This window comes from Massilia sp. PAMC28688 (assembly GCF_019443445.1).
GTDB lineage: Bacteria > Pseudomonadota > Gammaproteobacteria > Burkholderiales > Burkholderiaceae_D > Telluria_A.
The window spans coordinates 3298549-3317735 of sequence record NZ_CP080378.1 but is presented as its reverse complement, the minus strand read 5'-3'; the positions used below and the strand labels follow the sequence as shown (position 1 = coordinate 3317735).

The window sequence follows — 19187 nt, the reverse complement described above, 5'->3', positions numbered from 1 at the left end:
GTTTTTTTTCGTCGATTTTAAACGTCAAACAGAAGCACTATTACCCCGCTATTCGGACTAATGCATGCTTTTTTCTCGTCGATTAGGGAAAGCTCAAACAGACAACTGAGCTGCCTCAAGACGGGCATTCCACAAGATCAGTCGGCTCAATATTCCGCGCGAACCACCGTTACCAGAAATAACTGCGGTTTGATTGTCTCGGAAAACGGAGGCAGACCAAGGTGACCAGGCACCGCTGCCCACCCCGTACTAAAGAATCTGGAGAATGACCATGGCTGCATTTATCAATACCAACACCTCGTCGATGAACGCTCAGCGCAATCTGAACGCTTCACAAGGCGCCCTTGCCACCTCGCTGCAGCGCCTGTCCTCGGGCCTGCGCATCAACAGCGCCAAGGATGACGCGGCCGGCCTGGCCATTGCAGACCGCATGACTTCCCAGATTCGCGGCAACACGGTAGCCATGCGCAACGCCAACGATGGCATTTCGCTGGCACAGACGGCCGAAGGCTCGCTGTCGAAAGTGGGCGACAACCTGCAGCGCATGCGGGAACTGGCGATCCAGTCCATGAACAGCACCAATGGCACGGAAGACAAGATTGCCCTCGACCAGGAATTTGGCGAGCTGGCCAAGGAAGTGCAGCGCATTACCGGCGGCGCCGACTTCAACGGCAAGAAAATCCTCGGCGCCGATGCCACCTCGGCCGGCTTCTCGTTCCAGATCGGTTCGGGCACCTCGACCAACGACAGCGTGACGGTCGTGACCAAGAACATGTCGACCGATGCCACCATCGTGGCCGTGGCCGGCACCGACAATACCGCCGCCGGCCGCGCCGTGCTGACCGGCACCGCCACCGCAACGGCCACCGTGGTCGACAATATCGATGCGGCCTTGAAGACCGTCAACTCGGAGCGCGCCACCTACGGCGCCACCCAGAACCGCTTTGAAGCGGTGGTCTCGAACCTGCAAATCTCCATCGAATCGCAGGCCGCTTCCCGCAGCCGCATCATGGACACCGACTTTGCTGCCGAAACGGCAAGCCTTACCCGCGGCCAGATCCTGCAGCAGGCCGGCACCGCCATGCTGGCCCAGGCCAACTCCCTGCCCAATGGCGTGCTGTCCCTGCTGCGCGGCGGTTAATCCCGGTAGTGCGGCAGCAAGCCGGGGGCGCGGCGCGCGAGCATGAACGAGTACACGGCGCGCGCCGCTTCCCCGGCAGCTGCCTGCAGCAGGAAATGCGGCGCCTGCAGCGTCTGGCATGTGGCGCCAGGCTGGAGCCGGGCAATCAGGCGCCCGGCCGACTTCGGCACCACGCGGTCGTGCGAGGCTTGCAGATAGAGAACCGGGACCTGCACCGCGGCCATCTGGTGCGATACATCCACGGCGCTGATGGCCAGCAGGCGCGCACGGATGGTTGCCGCCGACGCCTGTGCCAGCGATGCAGCAATCATGGTGCGCAGGGCCGGCGTACTGAAGCGGCCAAGCAGCAGGCGCGTCATGAGGGCGGCCGGCGCGCCCGTGACGGGCAGTACCCGCACCAGGGAGGCGGCGGGGGCGGTCCAGGGCAAGGGATTGCGAATAAAGGCGGCGCTCAGGATCAGCCCGCGCAGGCGGTGGTCGCAGCGGGCGGCCAGCATCGCTGCCACGGGGCCGGAGAAAGACTCGCCCAGCAGGAAAAATTCGCCCTCTTCCGGCAGGAAACGGCGTGCGTACTGGGCCAGTTGGTCATAGGCGAGGGGCGCGTCCGGGTAGCGCACCACGATGGGTGTGATGCCGGGGTCAAGACTGGCAATGAATGGCGCAAACAAGTCGCCGCTCCCATCCATCCCCGGCAAAAGTACAAGCGTCGGCAAGGCATTCCTTCAGTAATTGTCTTGGCATCTTGGGGCCATCCCCGGAATTGAGGGGTAAACACCCTTCTGTTCTCGCTCATGTTATCCCACCGGCATACCGTTACCAGAAATAACTGCGGTTTGATTGTCTCGGAAAACGGAGGCAGACCAAGGTGACCAGGCACCGCTGCCCACCCCGTACTAAAGAATCTGGAGAATGACCATGGCTGCATTTATCAATACCAACACCTCGTCGATGAACGCTCAGCGCAATCTGAACGCTTCACAGGGCGCCCTTGCCACCTCGCTGCAGCGCCTGTCCTCGGGCCTGCGCATCAACAGCGCCAAGGATGACGCGGCCGGCCTGGCCATTGCAGACCGCATGACTTCCCAGATTCGCGGCAACACGGTAGCCATGCGCAACGCCAACGATGGCATTTCGCTGGCACAGACGGCCGAAGGCTCGCTGTCGAAAGTGGGCGACAACCTGCAGCGCATGCGGGAACTGGCGATCCAGTCCATGAACAGCACCAATGGTACCGAAGACAAGATTGCCCTCGACCAGGAATTTGGCGAGCTGGCCAAGGAAGTGCAGCGCATTACCGGCGGCGCCGACTTTAACGGCAAGAAAATCCTCGGCGCCGATGCCACCTCGGCCGGCTTCTCGTTCCAGATCGGTTCGGGCACCTCGACCAACGACAGCGTGACGGTCGTGACCAAGAACATGTCGACCGATGCCACCATTACCGCCGTTGCCGGCACCGACAATACCGCCGCCGGCCGCGCCGTGCTGACCGGCACCGCCACCGCAACGGCCACCGTGGTCGACAATATCGACGCGGCCTTGAAGACCGTCAACTCGGAGCGCGCCACCTACGGCGCCACCCAGAACCGCTTTGAAGCGGTGGTTTCGAACCTGCAGATTTCCATCGAATCGCAGGCCGCTTCCCGCAGCCGCATCATGGACACCGACTTTGCTGCCGAAACGGCAAGCCTGACCCGCGGCCAGATCCTGCAGCAGGCCGGCACGGCCATGCTGGCCCAGGCCAACTCCCTGCCCAATGGTGTGCTGTCCCTGCTGCGCGGCGGCTGATCGCTCGCCCGGAACACGCTGAAAGCTTGTTCCTTCGCCATGCAAACATCGCAGCCCGGCCGCTATTTCGGCCCGGCTGCGATTTTTTTTGATGCTCTCCATAAACTTTTTGGGAAACTGGTCGTTACCAGGAGCAACTACGGTGTCATTGTCCCAAGTTAGCGGGGCACACCAAGGTGCACACGGCACAGTTGCCAACTCAGAAGTACAAGCAGTAATGTCAGGAGAATTACCATGGCCGCATTTATCAATACCAATACCGCGTCGATGAACGCTCAGCGCAACCTGAATTCATCGCAGGGTGCCCTCGCTACCTCGCTGCAGCGCCTCTCGTCGGGCCTGCGCATCAACAGTGCGAAGGATGACGCCGCCGGTTTGGCCATTTCGGACCGCATGACGTCGCAAATTCGCGGCAACACCGTAGCAATGCGTAACGCCAACGACGGCATCTCGCTAGCACAAACGGCTGAAGGTGCATTGTCGAAAGTTGGCGACAACCTGCAGCGTATGCGTGAACTGGCGATCCAGTCGATGAACGGCACCAACGGCACGGACGACAAGGCTGCACTCGACCAGGAATTCGGCGAGCTGGCCAAGGAAGTCCAGCGTATTTCCGGCGGCGCAGATTTCAACGGCAAGAAGATCCTGGGCGCCGATGCCTCGTCGGCAGGTTTCAGCTTCCAGGTCGGCGCCGGCACTTCCAGCAACGACAGCGTCACCGTCGTGACCAAGAACATGTCGACCGATTCCACCATTACCGCAGTTGCCGGCACCGATAACACCGCCGCCGGCCGTGCAGTACTGACCGGTAACGCAACGGCCACCGGTACAGTGGTGGACAACATCGATGCCGCACTCAAGACCGTCAACTCGGAGCGCGCCACCTACGGTGCCACGCAAAACCGCTTTGAAGCTGTCGTGTCCAACCTGCAGGTGTCGATCGAGTCGCAATCGGCTGCCCGCAGCCGCATCATGGATACCGACTTCGCCAGCGAAACGGCGAACCTGACCCGCAGCCAGATCCTGCAGCAGGCAGGTACGGCCATGCTGGCCCAGGCCAACTCGCTGCCTAACGGCGTGCTGTCCCTGCTGCGCGGCTAATCACCGTTTCACGCTGTCTTCAGCAGCCCGGTCCGAGACGTCGGCCGGGCTGTTTTTCGTTAACCGCTTCAAGAATATTTGCCTGCCCACCATAAACTTTCAGCAGCGCGCGCCGTTACCTTGAATAACTACGGTGTCACTGTCCTGGCAGCAGCAGGGCACACCAAAGTGAACCAGGCACAGTCGCCCACCCAGTAATAGCAGTACCGTCAGGAGAATTACCATGGCCGCATTTATCAATACCAACACCGCGTCGATGAACGCCCAGCGCAACCTCAATTCGTCGCAGGGCGCCCTTGCCACCTCGCTGCAGCGCCTGTCGTCGGGCCTGCGCATCAACAGCGCCAAGGATGACGCTGCAGGTCTGGCCATTTCCGACCGCATGACGTCCCAAATTCGCGGCAACACGGTGGCCATGCGCAACGCCAACGATGGCATCTCCCTGGCCCAGACGGCCGAAGGTTCGCTGTCCAAAGTCGGCGACAATCTGCAGCGCATGCGTGAGCTGGCGATCCAGTCCATGAACAGCACCAACGGCACGGACGACAAGGCAGCCCTGGACCAGGAATTCGGCGAACTGGCCAAAGAAGTGCAGCGCATTACGGGCGGCGCCGACTTTAACGGCAAGAAGATCCTGGGTGCAGACGCCACCTCGGCCGGCTTCTCGTTCCAGGTCGGTGCTGGCACCTCTTCCAACGACAGCGTGACTGTCGTCACCAAGAACATGTCGACCGATTCGACCATTACCGCTGTTGCCGGCACCGACAACACGGCAGCAGGGCGCGCAGTGTTGACCGGTAACGCCACCGCCACCGCCACCGTGGTCGACAACATCGATGCCGCGCTCAAGACCGTGAACTCGGAGCGCGCCACCTACGGTGCCACCCAGAACCGCTTTGAAGCCGTGGTGGCCAACCTGCAGGTATCGATCGAATCACAGTCGGCCTCGCGCAGCCGCATCATGGATACCGATTTCGCATCCGAGACGGCGAGCCTGACGCGCAGCCAGATCCTGCAGCAGGCCGGTACCGCCATGCTGGCCCAGGCCAACTCCCTGCCTAACGGCGTGCTGTCCCTGCTGCGCGGCTAATCACGGCAGCGGCAAGCAACTAAAAAGCGCAAGCAACTAGAGCGCCAGCAACATCGACGCAACGCCGCGACCCGGCCCTTTCTGGGGCCGGGTTTTTGCTTTTTGGGAGGCAGGCAATGGATAGCACCTTGACCACGCCGTCACGGTCGCGCCGGGGACAACCGTGACAAATCGCCAAGGCCGCGGAAATGGCGGGTAAATGCCCCTCTAAAGTAAGGTTGGAACTTGCCGATAACAAGTTATATTCTAATTTTACGTAGGAGGCAATCGTGGGTCTTTCCTCAGCTGGTCTCGGCTCCAATCTGCCTGTCGACTCGATCGTCAGCCAGTTGATGTCGATCGAGCAGCGGCCTCTCAACGCGCTCGACAAAAAAGTATCGACCTTCCAGGCCAAACTGTCGGCCCTGGGCACGCTCAAGGGCGCCATGTCGACCTTCCAGACCGCCGTCAAGGGCCTGGCCGACATGCGCAAGTTCATGGGCATGACCGCGGCCATGGGCGACGCCACCGTCGCCTCAGCCAGCGCCGGCCCGGGCGCCGCAGCCGGTACCTATTCCCTCGAAATCAGCAAGCTGGCCCAGGCCCAGAAACTGGCGTCCAGCGGCCAGGTGAGCACCAGCGCGGCCATCGGTGCGGGGACCATCACGATTGACCTTGGCACCGTCACCGGCGGCACGCTTGACGCGGCCACCGGCAAGTACACGGGCGCCGCCTTTACCTCGTCGGGCGCGGGTGCCAAGAGCGTTACCATCGACCCTGCCAACACTTCGCTGTCGGGCATCCGCGACGCCATCAACAAGGCCGGCATCGGCGTGACCGCCTCCATCGTCAATGACGGCAGCGCCACCCCCAACCGCCTGCTGCTGACACAGACGGCGACCGGCCAGGCGTCGAGCATGAAAATTTCGGTGGACGGCGACGCCGCCCTGCAGTCGCTGCTCAATCACGACCCGGCCGGCGTGCAGAACTTTCAGCAAACGGTGGCCGCGCAAAATGCCGAGTTCAAGCTCGATGGCCTGGCCATCAGCACGGCCAGCAACAACGCCAGCGGCGTGATTGAAGGCGTCACGCTCAACCTGGCCAAGACCAATGTGGGAACACCGACCAGCCTGACGGTGGGGCGCGACACGACCGCCGTGACCGAATCGGTCAACAAGTTTGTCACCGCCTACAACGCCATCAACAAGACGCTCAAGGACCTCACTGCCTACAACGAGGCGACCAAGACCGGCGCGATCCTCAATGGCGACGCCACCGCGCGCAGCATCCAGACCGAGTTGCGCGGCCTGCTTACCTCGCCCGTGGAAAACGGCAGCAGCGCGTTTTCGGTGCTCTCCGAAATTGGCGTGACCGTCAAGGCCGGCATCATGGCGGTGGACGAGGCCAAGCTCAAGAAAACCATCGAGACCAACTTCGACGACATCGCCACCCTGTTTGCATCGGTGGGCAAGCCGACCGACAGCCTGGTCAGCTTCAAGGGTGCCACCGACAAGACCACGGCCGGCTCCTACGCTGTCACCATCACGCAGCTGGCCACCATGGGCCGCAGCACCGGCAGCACGCTGGCCGGCCTGACCATCGACGCCTCCAACAAGACCATCGAAGTGCTGTTGGATGGGAAAACGGCCAGTGTCACGCTGGGCGAAGGCACTTACGCCGATGCCGATGCCCTGGCCAAGGAAGTGCAGTCCAGGATCAACGGCACCGCGCTGTTCTCGGGCGCCGGGTCGGCCGTCACGGTGACCCAGGACGCGGGCAAGATGGTCATTACCTCGAACCGTTACGGCGCCGCCTCGGGCGTGAGCATCACCGGCGACGCCGGCGGCGCCAACCTGATGGGGGCAGGCGCGACCAGCACGGCGGGGGTGGACATTGCCGGCACCATTGGCGGGCTGGCAGCGACCGGCGCCGGGCGCACGCTCACGGCCGGCCCTGGCGCGGCCGAAGGCCTGTCCCTGACTGCCGAAGGCCTGGGCGCACGCGGGTCGATCAATTATTCGCAGGGCTACGCCTACCAGTTCAACAAATTTACCGAGAAGCTGCTCGGCACCGAAGGGCCCCTGACCCTGCGTACCGACGGCATCAACGCCTCCATCAAGCAGCTGGCAGAAAACCGGCTGCGCATTGTCGATCGCCTGGGCGACGTGGAGAAACGCTATCGCACCCAGTACACCGCGCTCGATGTGACCATCAGCCGCATGAACTCAACGAGCGCTTACCTGGCCCAGCAGTTGGCACAGCTCAGCAATCTGTAATTGAAGTAAACAGAAAGGATTTGCCATGTTTGGATCGTCGCGCAGTGGCGCCAATGCCTACGCCAAGGTTGGCCTGGAAACCGGCGTCATCGCCGCCAGCCCGCACAAGCTCATTGTCATGCTGTTTGAAGGCGCCCTCACGGCCATCAACAACGGCATGACCCACATGAAGGCTGGCCAGTTTGAAGATAAGGGACGCGCCATCACCAAGGCCATCCTGATTGTCGATGAAGGCATGCGCGCCAGCCTCGACAAAAAGGCCGGCGGCGAGATCGCGGTCAACCTCGACGCCCTGTATGGCTACATCATCCAGTGCCTGCTGCGCGCCAATCTGCGCAACGACCAGGCCCAGCTCGAGGAAGCGCACAAGCTGCTGTCGGACCTCAAGTCGGCCTGGGACGCCATTGGCGACAAGGTCGGCCCGGGCGCCCAGGCGGCAGCGGCACCGCGCCCGATGGCGGCCTTCGATTCCCTCACCCCACGTGCCAGTTCTTTCGTGAGTGCTTGACCATGATGAATACCGAAAAAATCATCGCCATCTACGAAGCCATGTCCGACATCACCGGGCGCATGCTGGCCGCGGCCCAGGCGCGCGACTGGGAAAACCTGGCCGAACTGGAAACCCATTGCGCCGGCCACGTGCAGACACTGAAAGCGTCCGAGCCTGCCGCTCCCCTGACGGGCGAATCGCGCGCCAAAAAGATCCGCATCATTCACCAGATCATGGCCCATGACCGCGAGATCCGCAGTCTGACCGAACCCTGGATGGCCGAACTGGCGGCCCTCATGAACAACGCCGGCACCGAGCGCAAGCTCTCGCGCGCGTACGGCGCCTGACGCCGCTGCGGGCGGCTGGCTGAAGCATGCAACTGCGTTCGGACTTTAACGCCGCCTCCACTGTCCGCCCGGTCGGCAAGGTTGACGCCACCGCGCGCACCGACGGCGTCGCCGACGCGCGCCAGGAAGCCTTCCAGCGCTCCATGACGCCGCTGCTGGGCAAGTCGATGACAGGCGCCGTACTGGCGCGCCTGGCCGACGGCCAGTTTGTCGTCAAGGTGGCCGGCAACCCGGTGCGTATGATGCTCCCGCCCGGCTCCCAGGTCGGCACCGAGGTGCCGCTCACCCTGATCAGCACCAATCCCCGCCCCACTTTCCAGATCACCGCCGGTGACGGCGAAGCGCTGCCCGCCACCATCTACCTGCCACCTGGCGCCCAGGGCGACGGCGCCGACACGCCCCCCGGCCAGATGCTGGCAGGGCGCGCGGCGGCGGGACTGGCGCAGGCCGCCGCCATGCAGGCCGCGGCCAGCCTCACCGAAGGCCAGGCCCTGGCCGAAGGCGGCCCCGGCACGCAGGGGCCGGCGATTTCGGCGGCCGGGCGCATCATCAGCAGCGTGCTCGCCGCCGCCCAGCAGGCGAGCGACAAGAGCGGGGCCGTGCAGGGTACCGAGCCGCTCATGGCCAAGGGCACGCCCGACCCGGCGCAGCTGGCTTCGCGCCTGCAGCAGACAGTGGCCCAGAGCGGCCTGTTTTACGAGTCGCACCTGGCCGAATGGGCCGAGGGTACGCGCACCATGGGTGAACTGCTGCGCGAACCCCAGACCACGCGCGCGCCCACGGCGCCGACCGACCCGGCCACCGCCCAGTTCATCAACCTGCAGCTCACCAGCCAGGAACAGTCGCGCGTGCTGTGGCAGGGGCAGCTGGTGCCGGGCCAGGACATGCGCTGGGAAATCGAAAAGGATGCGCCCGAACAGCGCGGCGGCCAGGACGAGGAAGAAGCGGCCACCTGGCGCAGCGGCATGCGCTTTCGGCTGCCGCTGCTGGGCGAGATCGAAGCCACGGTGGTGATGGCCGGTGGCCAGTGCCAGATCGAGATCCAGACCGGCTCAAGCGACATTGGCAGCCTGCTCAAGGCGCATGCGGCGCGCCTGACCAGCGCCATGGAGGCGGCCGGCACGCCGCTGTCATCGCTGTCGATCGGCATGGCGCGCAGCGGGGCGGATGATGACTGACGCCAGGACCGTCCGCAAGCAGCAAAGCGCCGTGGCCCTGGCCTACCGCGAGGGCGAAAGCGCGCCCAAGGTGGTGGCCAAGGGCAAGGGCCTGATCGCCGAACAAATCATCGAGCGCGCCGGCGCGGCCGGGGTGTTCGTGCACGAATCAAAGGAACTTGTCGCGCTGCTAATGAATGTTGATCTGGACCGACAGATTCCCCCGGCACTGTACCGCGCGATTGCGGAACTGCTGGCCTGGCTATATCATGTTGAATCCGCACAAGGAATGCTTGGCAGCAAGCTCACCGATGCACCCCGATTCATTGATACACCATAGCGGCCGAGCCGATGCAGACACCAGACGATACTCGGTTGGAAAACTGGCACGATTTTGAAGTCGATTCGCGCCGCGAAATCGTGGCCCTGCTGCGCGCCATCGGCGAGAAGAACCAGCTCATCCGCATGCTGGTCCATGGCGAAGCCGACGTATGCGTGACCTCGATCCTGGACGTTGACCCGGACAGCAACACCGTCTATTTCGACTGCTCGATCGACCCGGAGCAAAACCGCCGCATCCTGCAATCGAAGCGACTGCAGTACGAAACCACGCTCGACAAGATCCGCATCCTGTTTTCCACCGAAGGCCAGATGCAGAGCACCACCCATAACGGTGGCCCGGCGCTGGTGGCCGAGATTCCGCCCACGCTGATCCGCCTGCAGCGGCGCGAGTTCTACCGCATGGCCACGCCGGTCAGCAATCCCGTGCGCGCCATCATCCCGCTGCCGCCGGAACTGGGAGGTGGCAGCACCATCGTGCCGCTGGCCGACATCAGCTGCGGCGGCATCGCCATCCTCGACAACAAGCTGGTGCTGGGCAGTACCATGGGCCTGACCTACCGCGACTGCAAGATCGACCTGCCGGAAATCGGCATGGTCAGCACCGGCCTGCAGGTGCGCAATGCGCTGGAAATGACACTGTTGAACAACAAGACCAACCGCCGCCTGGGCTGCGAATTCATCGATATTTCGCGCGGCAACCTGGCCATGGTGCAGCGCTACATCACCAAACTCGAACGCGAGCGCAATGCGCGCGTGGCCGGACTGTCGTAATCAGCCCTGCCGGCGCAGGCGCGCCACTTCCTTTTCCAGCGCCAGCGCCCACGACACCAGCCCGAATTTGCGGGTATCGACCTTCTGCCAGAACAGTCCCGGACTGCGCGCATGCAGCGGCAGCAGCTTGGCCGCCATGGCGCATTGCGCGCCCATGTCGGCCACTTCGCCCAGCTCTGTGAAGCCGAACGAATACGGCGCGGCCGGGTCGCCAATGGCATTCAGATCAGGCGCGTGCAGGGCGCGCCGGCACGCCTCGGTCCCGTCCAGGAAATGGCGCGATGCGGCCGCCTCGTCGCCGTCGGCCAGCGCCATCGCGCCCAGGTGGAAAGAAGCGGCAATGGTCTTGGTGGCCAGGAGCGGGCCGAAGGCCATGAAATCGGCGCCTGCCACGGCGCCCAGGTAGGCGCGCGCCAGATCCCGCTCGCCGCGCGCCATCGCCAGGCGGCCGGCGACAAAGGCGGCTGAAATCTGCCAGCGCCTCAGGTGCGGATTATCGATATCCTGTTCAAGGTAGGCATCGATCAGCCCCAAAACGTCGGCCACGTGCTCGGAGCGCGGATGATCGAGCAAGGCGTAGCCAAGGACAGTGAGCGCGCCGCCAAAGTCGGCACTGGCCATGGGCACCTGCCCCAGCGCGCGCGCGGCCAGGTCGGTCAGCGCGTCGCGGTCGCGCAGGCGGTCGCCCATGCGCACCAGGGTGCGGTACAGCCAGGGATTGTCGTAGTGGGTGGCGATATCCACCACCGCGCATCCGGCCGGGGCGTCGCGCCCCCATGCCTCCGGATTGGTGAAAGGGCGTGCCGATTGCTTGACCAGCGGGTCGACCGAGCCGACCAGGATCAGCCACTCGGTTTCCGCCGCCGGTGCATCCAGGGCCAGCTTGTTCATGCTGCGTGGCCAATCCCACAGCTTGAAGCCGCCCGGCGCCACCTGGTCCCAGCGTTCCTCGAGCAGGAAGTACTGGCCCATCGTGTCGCGGAACTTGGGGTAATCGAACCAGTGGAAGTGCCAGGGATTGGGATCCTCCCCCGTTTCATCGACCCACAGGTTGGGAACACTGGCGATGATGCGGCCATCGGGACGCAGCACCCGGCGCGCTTCGGCCAGGAACGGGGCATAGTCGGGCAAGTGCTCGATGGTTTCAAACGATACGATCAGGTCGACGCTGTCGTCTTCCAGGAAGGCCAGGTCGGTGGCACTGGCGGTCACGTATTGGACCCCATACTGCTGCGAGAAATTGGCGCTCGCGTAGGCCGAGGACCCGGCGTCGATATCCACGCCGATGAAACGGCTGCCGGCAGACTGCGCGGCCAGGATGGCGCTGCCGTAGCCCAGCCCGCAGGCGCAGTCGAGCACCGTGTCGCCCTCGCGTACCAGACTGGCGGCCAGCGCATAGCGCACCATGTGGGCGTCGGCCCGGGCACCGGCTTCGCGCGACATGTCCATGTGCAGATCGCGCTCTGCCATGAGCTGCTCGAACGGGAAAGCTTCCAGTGCCTGGCGGGGAATGACCTCGAACTCGAGCAGCATCGGCACCTGCACGTCTTCGCATTCGGTACGGTAGCGCTCCACCGCCACCGCCTGCGGGGCACGCCGGAAACCGGACTTGATGGCAGCATTTTCCCATGACGCGCGCGCGCTTTCGCGGCTGGCCAGGATCAGCTGGCGATGCTCCGCGAAGCGCACCACCACCCAGCGCGCCTGCACGTGCGCGAGCACCTCGAAGCACGACTGCAGCGTGCCGACCTCCATCATGGCCGTCGCTTCGACCACGATGTAATCGTAGCGCGCGGCGCTGTCCCAGCCGGTGAGCTGCTCGATGCCGGCGGCCGTCGCTACCTGGGCGCCGCGCTGGAGCAACTGCGAGGCCAGGGACGGATCGTTACCACCCACGCAGAGCACGCGCCCTGCTCCGAACATTGCCACCAGCTGCTGCACGTCTGAAGTTGCCATCGTCGCTCCTTCAGCTGGTCCGGGCCACGTAGGCGATGGGGCGGAAGATAATCCGGCACATCATTTTGGGACCATAGGTGAACTTGCCGGGCAGGTACACCAGGCCACCGGCGTCGACCTGGAACAGGCCATTGTCGGCATGCTGCATCTGGTCGAACAGGACGGCGTCGCCCGGCTCCATGTCCGTGCCACGGGTGAGATTATTATCGGTAATGAGCTGGACGCTGTCGATCTGCACCCATGCATAATTCTGTCCCATCATGACCCCCACGTTGAACGATGGCGACAGCGGCACGATCAGCGAAAAGAAGCCATCGTAGGTGGCCGTGGCCACCAACTCCTGCATGGTGTGCTCGCTGGCGTTGGCGACCATCACCTGCAGCTTTTCCTGGCGATAGGAGGCGCTGGCCGGCTGCATGTCAAAGCCGAAGCGGTTCTGCGAAAACAGCATCACCGACAGCGACAGATCGAGCGCGCGCAGCTCCATGGTGTAATTGGTGCGCATGTCGTCCAGGCCCGCGTTCATGTAGCCAAATCCCTGGGTGCGCATGGCGCGCAGGCCGGCGTCGGCATCGAACAGTGCCATCGTCTTGTCGGTGCCGAGATTGAAATCGAACTGGAAGCTGTTCAGGCAATCGAGTTCCATCGGCGTCGGGAAGTACAGCAGGCGCGCCAGGTCGATGGCCGCTCCCTGTGCCATCTGGCGCGGCTCAGGGCGTGGCTTGTGGGCGGCCGGCGTGTCGCGCATGTCGGCGATGAACTGCAGGCAGGCCTGCTGGATGCGGGTCACCGCGCTTTGCTGGGCGCCGCCCAGGGCAGTGCTGGAAAATACCGGGTCGCCGTCCTCGGTGTAATTGACGGTGCTTGGCGCGTCCTGCGTGCACAGCATCTCGAAGCCGGCAATGTAATTGCCCGTCAATGCCTGCACGATGCGGCCATCCATGGTGGCGGCGTCGATCAGGCCCTTGCGGTCGCTCTGATGCGGCATGACTTCATCGGCGATCAGGTAGCAGCCGGTCAGCTCCACGTCCAGGTCCTGCTTGAACACTTCCTTGAGCAGGGTCTGGGCAGTGCCGCTGTAGCCCAGGTCGACGAACATGAGCGTGTCGCCCGGCTGCACGCCGGTGACCTTGCGCACATGGGTGACCAGGCGCCGGCGAAACGCGCGCGACTGCGCAAAGATGGTATTGAGCGCTTCCTGCTGCAGTACCAGGCGCGAAAATTCGCGTTCGGGGAGGTCGGCTTTGGCGGCCTGGCGCAGGATCCTGTCGGCCAGTGCGCCGGGCAGCAGCAGCTGGCGCGTGAGCACATCGAGGTTGTCGCGGTTCAGAGTCTTGGAAAGGAGACTGACCACGCTCTCGCGCGTTGCGAGCGAAGCGGCGATGGCGGTAAAGCGGCTGATATTGAGTTCCGTGCCGACTGGCGCGCCGGCCAGCGTGGCGCAGGCCTTGCTGGGCAAGAAGCCGTCGCGCAGCAGAAAGCCGATCCTGACCGCCTGGCCGCCGGCGCCGCGGCGGGCCGCTTCGCGCAGCACGAAGTCGGCGAAGGCATACAGGATGGGGCCGAGGCTGACGTAGCCGAAGGTGCTGAGCTGGTCGGGCTGGCGCGACGAAGCGACCGGCGCCTGATAGTAGTTCGGCACCGGCTCGCGGTGATGCAACTCGGGTAGCAGCTGGGCCGCCACCTGCAGGCGTGCGCTGAGGATGCGGCGGGTGTCTTCGTGGTGGTGCACGAAGTGGGCGGCCTGCATCCCGAAGCGCAAAGGGCTCAGGAGGTCGGCATCCTTGTTGTCGCCCAGGTGAAGGACCTGCTCCGGCTTGACCTTGAGCTGCGGCAGGATCTTGCGAAAGATGCCGTCGCCCTTGGACAGCAGGTGGGCGCTCGAGACGTAGACGGCGTCGATCAGCCCTTCGAGCGCGGGCATGCAGGAAAACAGCAGGGTGCGCAGCTGCTGCTCGGACAGGTAGGTATCGCTGACAACAATGACCTTCATGCCGCGCGTCTTGGCCTGCACGATCAGGTCATGGACTGGCTGATAGACGAAACAATGGGCGATCTCGCAGGCCAGCTCGGCGGCGGCCAGTTCGGCCAGCTCGGCTTCGCTGGCGTGGGGGACGGCCTGGCGGTAAATCTGCTCGAGGGAGACCTCGGCGGTCTGAAAATTGATCCAGCTGATGCGGCGCGCGGCCACCTCGGCCTTGGCACGCAGGGGCGCGCTCAGGCCCATGCGGGTGAACACCTCGCTCCGGGCCAGGCTGAAAAACACATCGGTTGGTGCGCTGACTTTACGCCACAGCAGCGTATCGAAGCAATCGAGCGACAAGACCTTCACGTTCTGATGGGACGGCAGCCAGCTGCTGTCGAGCGCGTTTGCCTGCAATTTCTCTGCCATATTCGCCTTGAAGAAAGTTCGCCTCAACCATAACACTTGCCCCCACCGCATTCAACTGCCCGCACCCCAACTACTTTCCTACCACCAGGGTCAGACCACTTAAACGCACCAAAAGAAATATCCCAACTGCAGGGTCAGACCACCGCGAAAATCGATTCCCCTACTCACTTTTAGTGCCGGCGGCTCACTGCTGGACAGTAAAAAGATATTGCATATCAAGGAAACGGTTCATAGCCACTGCAAGCCGGCAACTGTGACCTGCACCTACCGTCGACGACTGAATAGATTGCAACGAACATGCCGTTGAGCAGCAAACATAGGGTGGATTTTGACGTGAAATATTGATTTTCGTAGGTTTAAGTGGTCTGACCCTGGCGTGAGGAAATTGTTTTTGGTGCGTTTAAGTGGTCTGACCCTGGTGTGGGGAAATTGATTGGGTGCTTGTTATACCGACATGTTCATGATTTCGTTGTACGCCGATACCATCTTGTTGCGCACCTGTACCGTGGCCTGGAAGCCGATGCTCGCTTTTTGCATCGATACCATCACGTCCGACAGGCTGACCGAGTCGTCACCCATCGTGAACGCGCGCCCCATGGCGCTGGCCTTGTTCTGCGCTTCGCTCACTTCGCCCAGCGAATTCTTCAGGGCGTCCGCAAAGTTGACCTTGGCCGTGCCCGCTTCCCCGGCAACCGGGGCGATCTCCGGCGCACCGGTCGGCTTGGTCGCCGCCGCCTTGAGCTGGGCGATCATCGCTTCAATCCGCCCTTTGTCGATCGCGCCTACATTCATGTCGTTCTCCCGTTCCATGGCCCTGGCGGACGCGACAACTGCCTCCACCCGCATGTACACTCTCCATACATGCAATCTCAGGCTGCCAGAATAGCAGTCCCTACGCTACAATTTCGCTGGAGCAAGGGGTGAAAGCCCTCTCTGTTTGAGGATTTGATTTCGGACCAGGCCCGCCATAATTGCCACTGAGCCCCATTGCATGCGCCCTTGCGCCGTGGGATCCACCGACTCGTTGGGCACATTGCCCCTGGAAAGCAATTATGGCCGCAGCAGCAACCGCAGATGACTTCGCAGGCAACACCCGTCCTTCGTTCTTGCAGACGAGCATGGGCAAGAATTTCCTGCTCGGCATAGGCATTGCCGTGGTGCTGGCCATCATGGCCGGCGTGTGGATGTGGAGCCAGCAACCCGAATACCGTGTCCTGTTTGCCAACGTCAGCGACAAGGATGGCGGCGCCATCACCGCGTCCCTCGACAAGATGGCAATTCCCTACAAATTCTCGGAGGGCGGCGGCACCATCCTGGTCGCCTCCGATCAGGTCCACCATGCCCGCCTCAAGCTGGCCGCCGAAGGCTTGCCCAAGGGCGGCAATGTCGGCTTCGAGCTGATGGAAAACCAGAAGCTGGGCGTGTCCCAGTTCCACGAACAGGTCAACTACCAGCGCTCGCTCGAGGGCGAACTGGCGCGCTCCATCCAGTCGCTGGGCGCGGTCGGTTCGGCCCGCGTCCACCTGGCCCTGCCCAAGCCTTCCGTGTTCGTGCGCGACCAGCAAAAGCCGACCGCCTCGGTCCTGCTCAACCTGCAGACCGGGCGCGTGCTCGACCATGCCCAGGTCAGCGCCATCGTGCACCTGGTCGCCTCGAGCGTGCCGGAACTGCCGGTGTCGAACGTGACGGTGGTGGACCAGAACGGCAATCTGCTGTCGGACACCAGCAAGCAAAATGGGGCCAAGCAGCTCGATCCGAACCAGCTCAAATATGTGACCCAGATCCAGCAGGGCATCATCCGCCAGGTCGAGTCCCTGATCACGCCCCTGGTCGGCCAGGGCAATGTGCGCGCCGAGGCGACTGCGGAGATCGATTTCGCGCAGGTCGATACGGCCGCCGAAAGCTACAAGCCCAATTCGCCGCCCGAGCCGCAGTCGATCCGCAGCCAGACCACGTCGGAAGCGGGCCTGTCGGCCACGGCCGCCGCCGGCGTGCCGGGCGCGCTGTCGAACCAGCCTCCGGGCGCTGCCACGGCACCGGTCGATGGCGGCGCCGCCGAGCCGGGCGCCGCTGCCGCCGCCGGGCCGACCAGCAGGAATTCGACCACCAATTTTGAAGTCGACAAGACTATCCGCTACGAGCAGAAACCCATGGGCGGCATCAAGCGCCTGACGGTCGGCGTGCTGGTGAACTATCGCCGCATCGTCGATGAAAAGACGGGCAAGGTGACGGTCAAGGCCCTGTCGGCGGCCGAGGTGGCCCAGATCAATGACCTGGTGCGCGAAGCGATGGGCTACTCGAAGGAGCGCGGCGATACGCTCAACGTAACCAACGCGCCGTTCGATGGCGTCGACAAGCCGGTGCCGCCGCCCCAGCCGATCCCGTGGTGGAAGGATGCCGACACCATTGCCAAGATCAAGGAAGGATTGAAGTTTCTGGCCGCACTGGTGGTATTGTCTTACCTGTTCTTCCGCATCCTGCGCCCGATGCTGCGCCCGGTGCTGCGCAAGCTGGACGAGATTTCGGATGTGCCGCCGCTGCCGCCGCCGCGCGTGCAGACGCCGGAAGAGGAAGTGCAGGCTGAAATCGCCCGCACCCAGCTCGAGGAAATGGAGGCCGGCCAGGCCCAGGGTTATCGCGAGAATCTGCAGATGGCCAAGAACCTGGCCAAGGAAGACCCGCGGGTCGTCGCTAATGTAGTCAAGGCATGGGTAGGCGCGAATGAATGATAATGGTATCCAGAAGGCAGCCATCCTGATGCTCGCCCTGGGCGAGACTGAGGCGGCCGAGGTGATGAAGTTCCTCGGTCCGCGCGAGGTCCTGAAGCTCGGTGCGGCCATGGCCACCATGAAGGCGGTGCAGCACGAACAGGTGGTGTCGGTGCTCGATTCGTTCCGCCAGCAGACCGAGCTCAATTCGACCGTGGGCCTCGATTCGGACGAATATATCCGCCAGGTGCTCACCAAGGCACTGGGCGACGACAAGGCGTCGGTCCTGTTGTCGCGCATCCTGGGCGGCAAGGACGCTTCCGGCATCGAGAGCCTGAAGTGGATGGATGCGTCCTCGGTCTCTGAACTGATCCGCAACGAGCACCCCCAGATCATTGCCACCATCCTGGTCCACCTGGAACGCGACCAGGCCTGCGAGATCCTCGGCAACTTCACCGACCGCCTGCGCAATGACGTGGTGCTGCGCATCGCCACCCTGGACGGGGTGCAGCCGGCCGCCCTGCGCGAATTGAACGATGTGCTGACCAAGCTCCTGTCGGGTAACGAGAACATCAAGAAGTCGTCGCTCGGCGGCGTGCGCGCAGCGGCCGAAATCCTCAACTTCATGAGCGGCGAGCAGGAAGGTTCTGTGATGGACAACATCAAGAACTATGATAACGACATGGCCCAGAAAATCATGGACGAGATGTTCGTCTTTGATAACATCATCGATATCGATGACCGTGGCATCCAGCTTTTGCTGCGCGAAGTACAATCGGAAATGCTGATCATCGCGCTCAAGGGCGCCTCGCAGGACCTGCGCGAGAAGATCTTCAAGAACATGTCCCAGCGCGCCAGCGAGATGATGCGCGAAGACCTGGAGTCCAAGGGCCCGGTACGTTTGTCGGAAGTCGAAGCGCAGCAGAAGCAGATCCTGCAGATCGTGCGCCGCCTGGCCGACGAAGGCCAGATCGTCCTGGGCGGAAAAGGAGAGGATTCGTTTGTCTGATACGCCAAAAGAGATGCAGACCGCCTACCAGCGCTGGGAGATGAATTCCTTCGGCGACGACCGCCCCAGCGCGCTGGCCAAGCGCGCCCCGCCCCCGCCCGAGCCACCCAGCGAGGCCGAACTGGAAGCGCTGCGCGAGCAGGCCCGTCTCCAGGGCCACGACCAGGGGGTGCAGGCCGGCTACGCCGAGGGGCTGGCCATCGGCCGGGCCGAGGCGCAGGTCGAGCTCGAGCATCTCAAGACGGTAGCCCAGAGCTTCAGCGGCGCCCTGGCCCAGGCCGACCAGGCCATTGCCACCGACGTGCTGGAGCTGGCACTGCAGCTGGCCAAGGGCATGCTGCGCACGGCGCTGGAAGTCAAGCCGGAACTGATCATCCCGCTGGTGCGCGAGGCCGTCGGCTACCTGCCGGTGGTGCAGCAGCCGGCCACGCTGCTGCTCCATCCGCTCGACGCCGACATCGTCAAGGAAGGCATTGGCGAGGACCTCGAAAAAAGCGGCTGGCGCATCGTGGAAGACAGCCACATCGAGCGCGGCGGCTGCAAGGTCGACACGGCCAGCAACCAGATTGACGCCCAGGCGTCGTCGCGCTGGCAGCGCCTGGCCAATTCGCTGGGCCGCAACGACGTCGAGTGGCTGGCCTGA

General features: G+C 63.5%; 17 protein-coding genes. 13 read left to right on the top strand and 4 right to left on the bottom strand.

Features of this window, described 5'->3' with window-relative positions; translation table 11 throughout:
• Positions 1-271: 271 nt before the first annotated feature.
• Positions 272-1141, top strand: coding sequence for a flagellin (locus KY495_RS14825; protein WP_219880167.1), 870 nt, complete (start codon positions 272-274; stop codon positions 1139-1141).
• On the opposite strand, the gene KY495_RS14820 is transcribed toward KY495_RS14825, so the two are convergent.
• On the bottom strand, positions 1138-1809 hold the full coding sequence (locus KY495_RS14820; RefSeq protein WP_229518314.1) for a serine aminopeptidase domain-containing protein: 672 nt from the start codon (positions 1807-1809) through the stop codon (positions 1138-1140). The genes KY495_RS14825 and KY495_RS14820 overlap by 4 nt on opposite strands.
• A 247-nt stretch (positions 1810-2056) precedes the next feature.
• On the opposite strand from KY495_RS14820, the gene KY495_RS14815 reads away from it, so the two are divergent.
• From KY495_RS14815 to KY495_RS14775, 9 genes are all read left to right on the top strand, one after another.
• Positions 2057-2926, top strand: a complete 870-nt coding sequence (locus KY495_RS14815; protein WP_219880165.1) for a flagellin — start codon at positions 2057-2059, stop codon at positions 2924-2926.
• A gap of 234 nt (positions 2927-3160) precedes the next feature.
• A complete protein-coding gene (locus tag KY495_RS14810; RefSeq protein WP_219880164.1) occupies positions 3161-4027 on the top strand; it encodes a flagellin in 867 nt (288 codons plus the stop codon).
• Positions 4028-4250: 223 nt separating this feature from the next.
• Positions 4251-5117, top strand: a complete 867-nt coding sequence (locus KY495_RS14805; protein ID WP_219880163.1) for a flagellin — start codon at positions 4251-4253, stop codon at positions 5115-5117.
• A 269-nt stretch (positions 5118-5386) separates the two neighbouring features.
• Positions 5387-7372: a flagellar filament capping protein FliD gene (fliD, locus tag KY495_RS14800; protein ID WP_219880162.1), complete on the top strand. Its 1986-nt coding sequence runs from the start codon at positions 5387-5389 to the stop codon at positions 7370-7372.
• 25 nt (positions 7373-7397) lie between these two features.
• The gene (gene fliS / locus KY495_RS14795) at positions 7398-7880 is read left to right on the top strand and encodes a flagellar export chaperone FliS (protein ID WP_219880161.1); all 483 of its coding nucleotides are present in this window, start codon (positions 7398-7400) and stop codon (positions 7878-7880) included.
• 2 nt (positions 7881-7882) lie between these two features.
• A complete protein-coding gene (locus KY495_RS14790) occupies positions 7883-8209 on the top strand; it encodes a flagellar protein FliT (RefSeq protein WP_229518313.1) in 327 nt (108 codons plus the stop codon).
• Positions 8210-8235: 26 nt separating this feature from the next.
• The gene (locus tag KY495_RS14785; protein ID WP_219880160.1) at positions 8236-9387 is read left to right on the top strand and encodes a flagellar hook-length control protein FliK; all 1152 of its coding nucleotides are present in this window, start codon (positions 8236-8238) and stop codon (positions 9385-9387) included.
• On the top strand, positions 9377-9706 hold the full coding sequence (locus KY495_RS14780) for an EscU/YscU/HrcU family type III secretion system export apparatus switch protein (protein ID WP_219880159.1): 330 nt from the start codon (positions 9377-9379) through the stop codon (positions 9704-9706). The genes KY495_RS14785 and KY495_RS14780 overlap by 11 nt, the downstream gene beginning before the upstream one ends.
• A gap of 11 nt (positions 9707-9717) precedes the next feature.
• The gene (locus tag KY495_RS14775; RefSeq protein WP_219880158.1) at positions 9718-10479 is read left to right on the top strand and encodes a flagellar brake protein; all 762 of its coding nucleotides are present in this window, start codon (positions 9718-9720) and stop codon (positions 10477-10479) included.
• Here KY495_RS14775 and KY495_RS14770 read toward each other — a convergent pair whose 3' ends face one another.
• The 3 genes from KY495_RS14770 to fliE form a co-directional block, all read right to left on the bottom strand.
• A complete protein-coding gene (locus KY495_RS14770) occupies positions 10480-12435 on the bottom strand; it encodes a bifunctional 2-polyprenyl-6-hydroxyphenol methylase/3-demethylubiquinol 3-O-methyltransferase UbiG (RefSeq protein ID WP_219880157.1) in 1956 nt (651 codons plus the stop codon).
• 10 nt (positions 12436-12445) lie between these two features.
• A complete protein-coding gene (locus KY495_RS14765; RefSeq protein WP_219880156.1) occupies positions 12446-14827 on the bottom strand; it encodes an HAD family hydrolase in 2382 nt (793 codons plus the stop codon).
• Between the two features lie 444 nt (positions 14828-15271).
• The gene (gene fliE / locus KY495_RS14760) at positions 15272-15619 is read right to left on the bottom strand and encodes a flagellar hook-basal body complex protein FliE (RefSeq protein ID WP_219880155.1); all 348 of its coding nucleotides are present in this window, start codon (positions 15617-15619) and stop codon (positions 15272-15274) included.
• A gap of 260 nt (positions 15620-15879) precedes the next feature.
• Between fliE and fliF the strand changes: the two genes are divergently transcribed.
• From fliF to KY495_RS14745, 3 genes are read left to right on the top strand one after another with little or no spacing between them, the layout of a single operon-like run.
• Entirely contained in the window at positions 15880-17556 is a 1677-nt protein-coding gene (gene fliF, locus KY495_RS14755) for a flagellar basal-body MS-ring/collar protein FliF (RefSeq protein ID WP_229518312.1), read from the top strand.
• Positions 17549-18544: a flagellar motor switch protein FliG gene (fliG, locus tag KY495_RS14750; RefSeq protein ID WP_219880154.1), complete on the top strand. Its 996-nt coding sequence runs from the start codon at positions 17549-17551 to the stop codon at positions 18542-18544. Before fliF ends, fliG begins: the two co-directional genes overlap by 8 nt.
• Positions 18537-19187 carry a flagellar assembly protein FliH gene (locus KY495_RS14745; protein ID WP_229518311.1) on the top strand — a complete coding sequence of 217 codons (651 nt, stop codon included), beginning with the start codon at positions 18537-18539 and terminating at the stop codon, positions 19185-19187. Before fliG ends, KY495_RS14745 begins: the two co-directional genes overlap by 8 nt.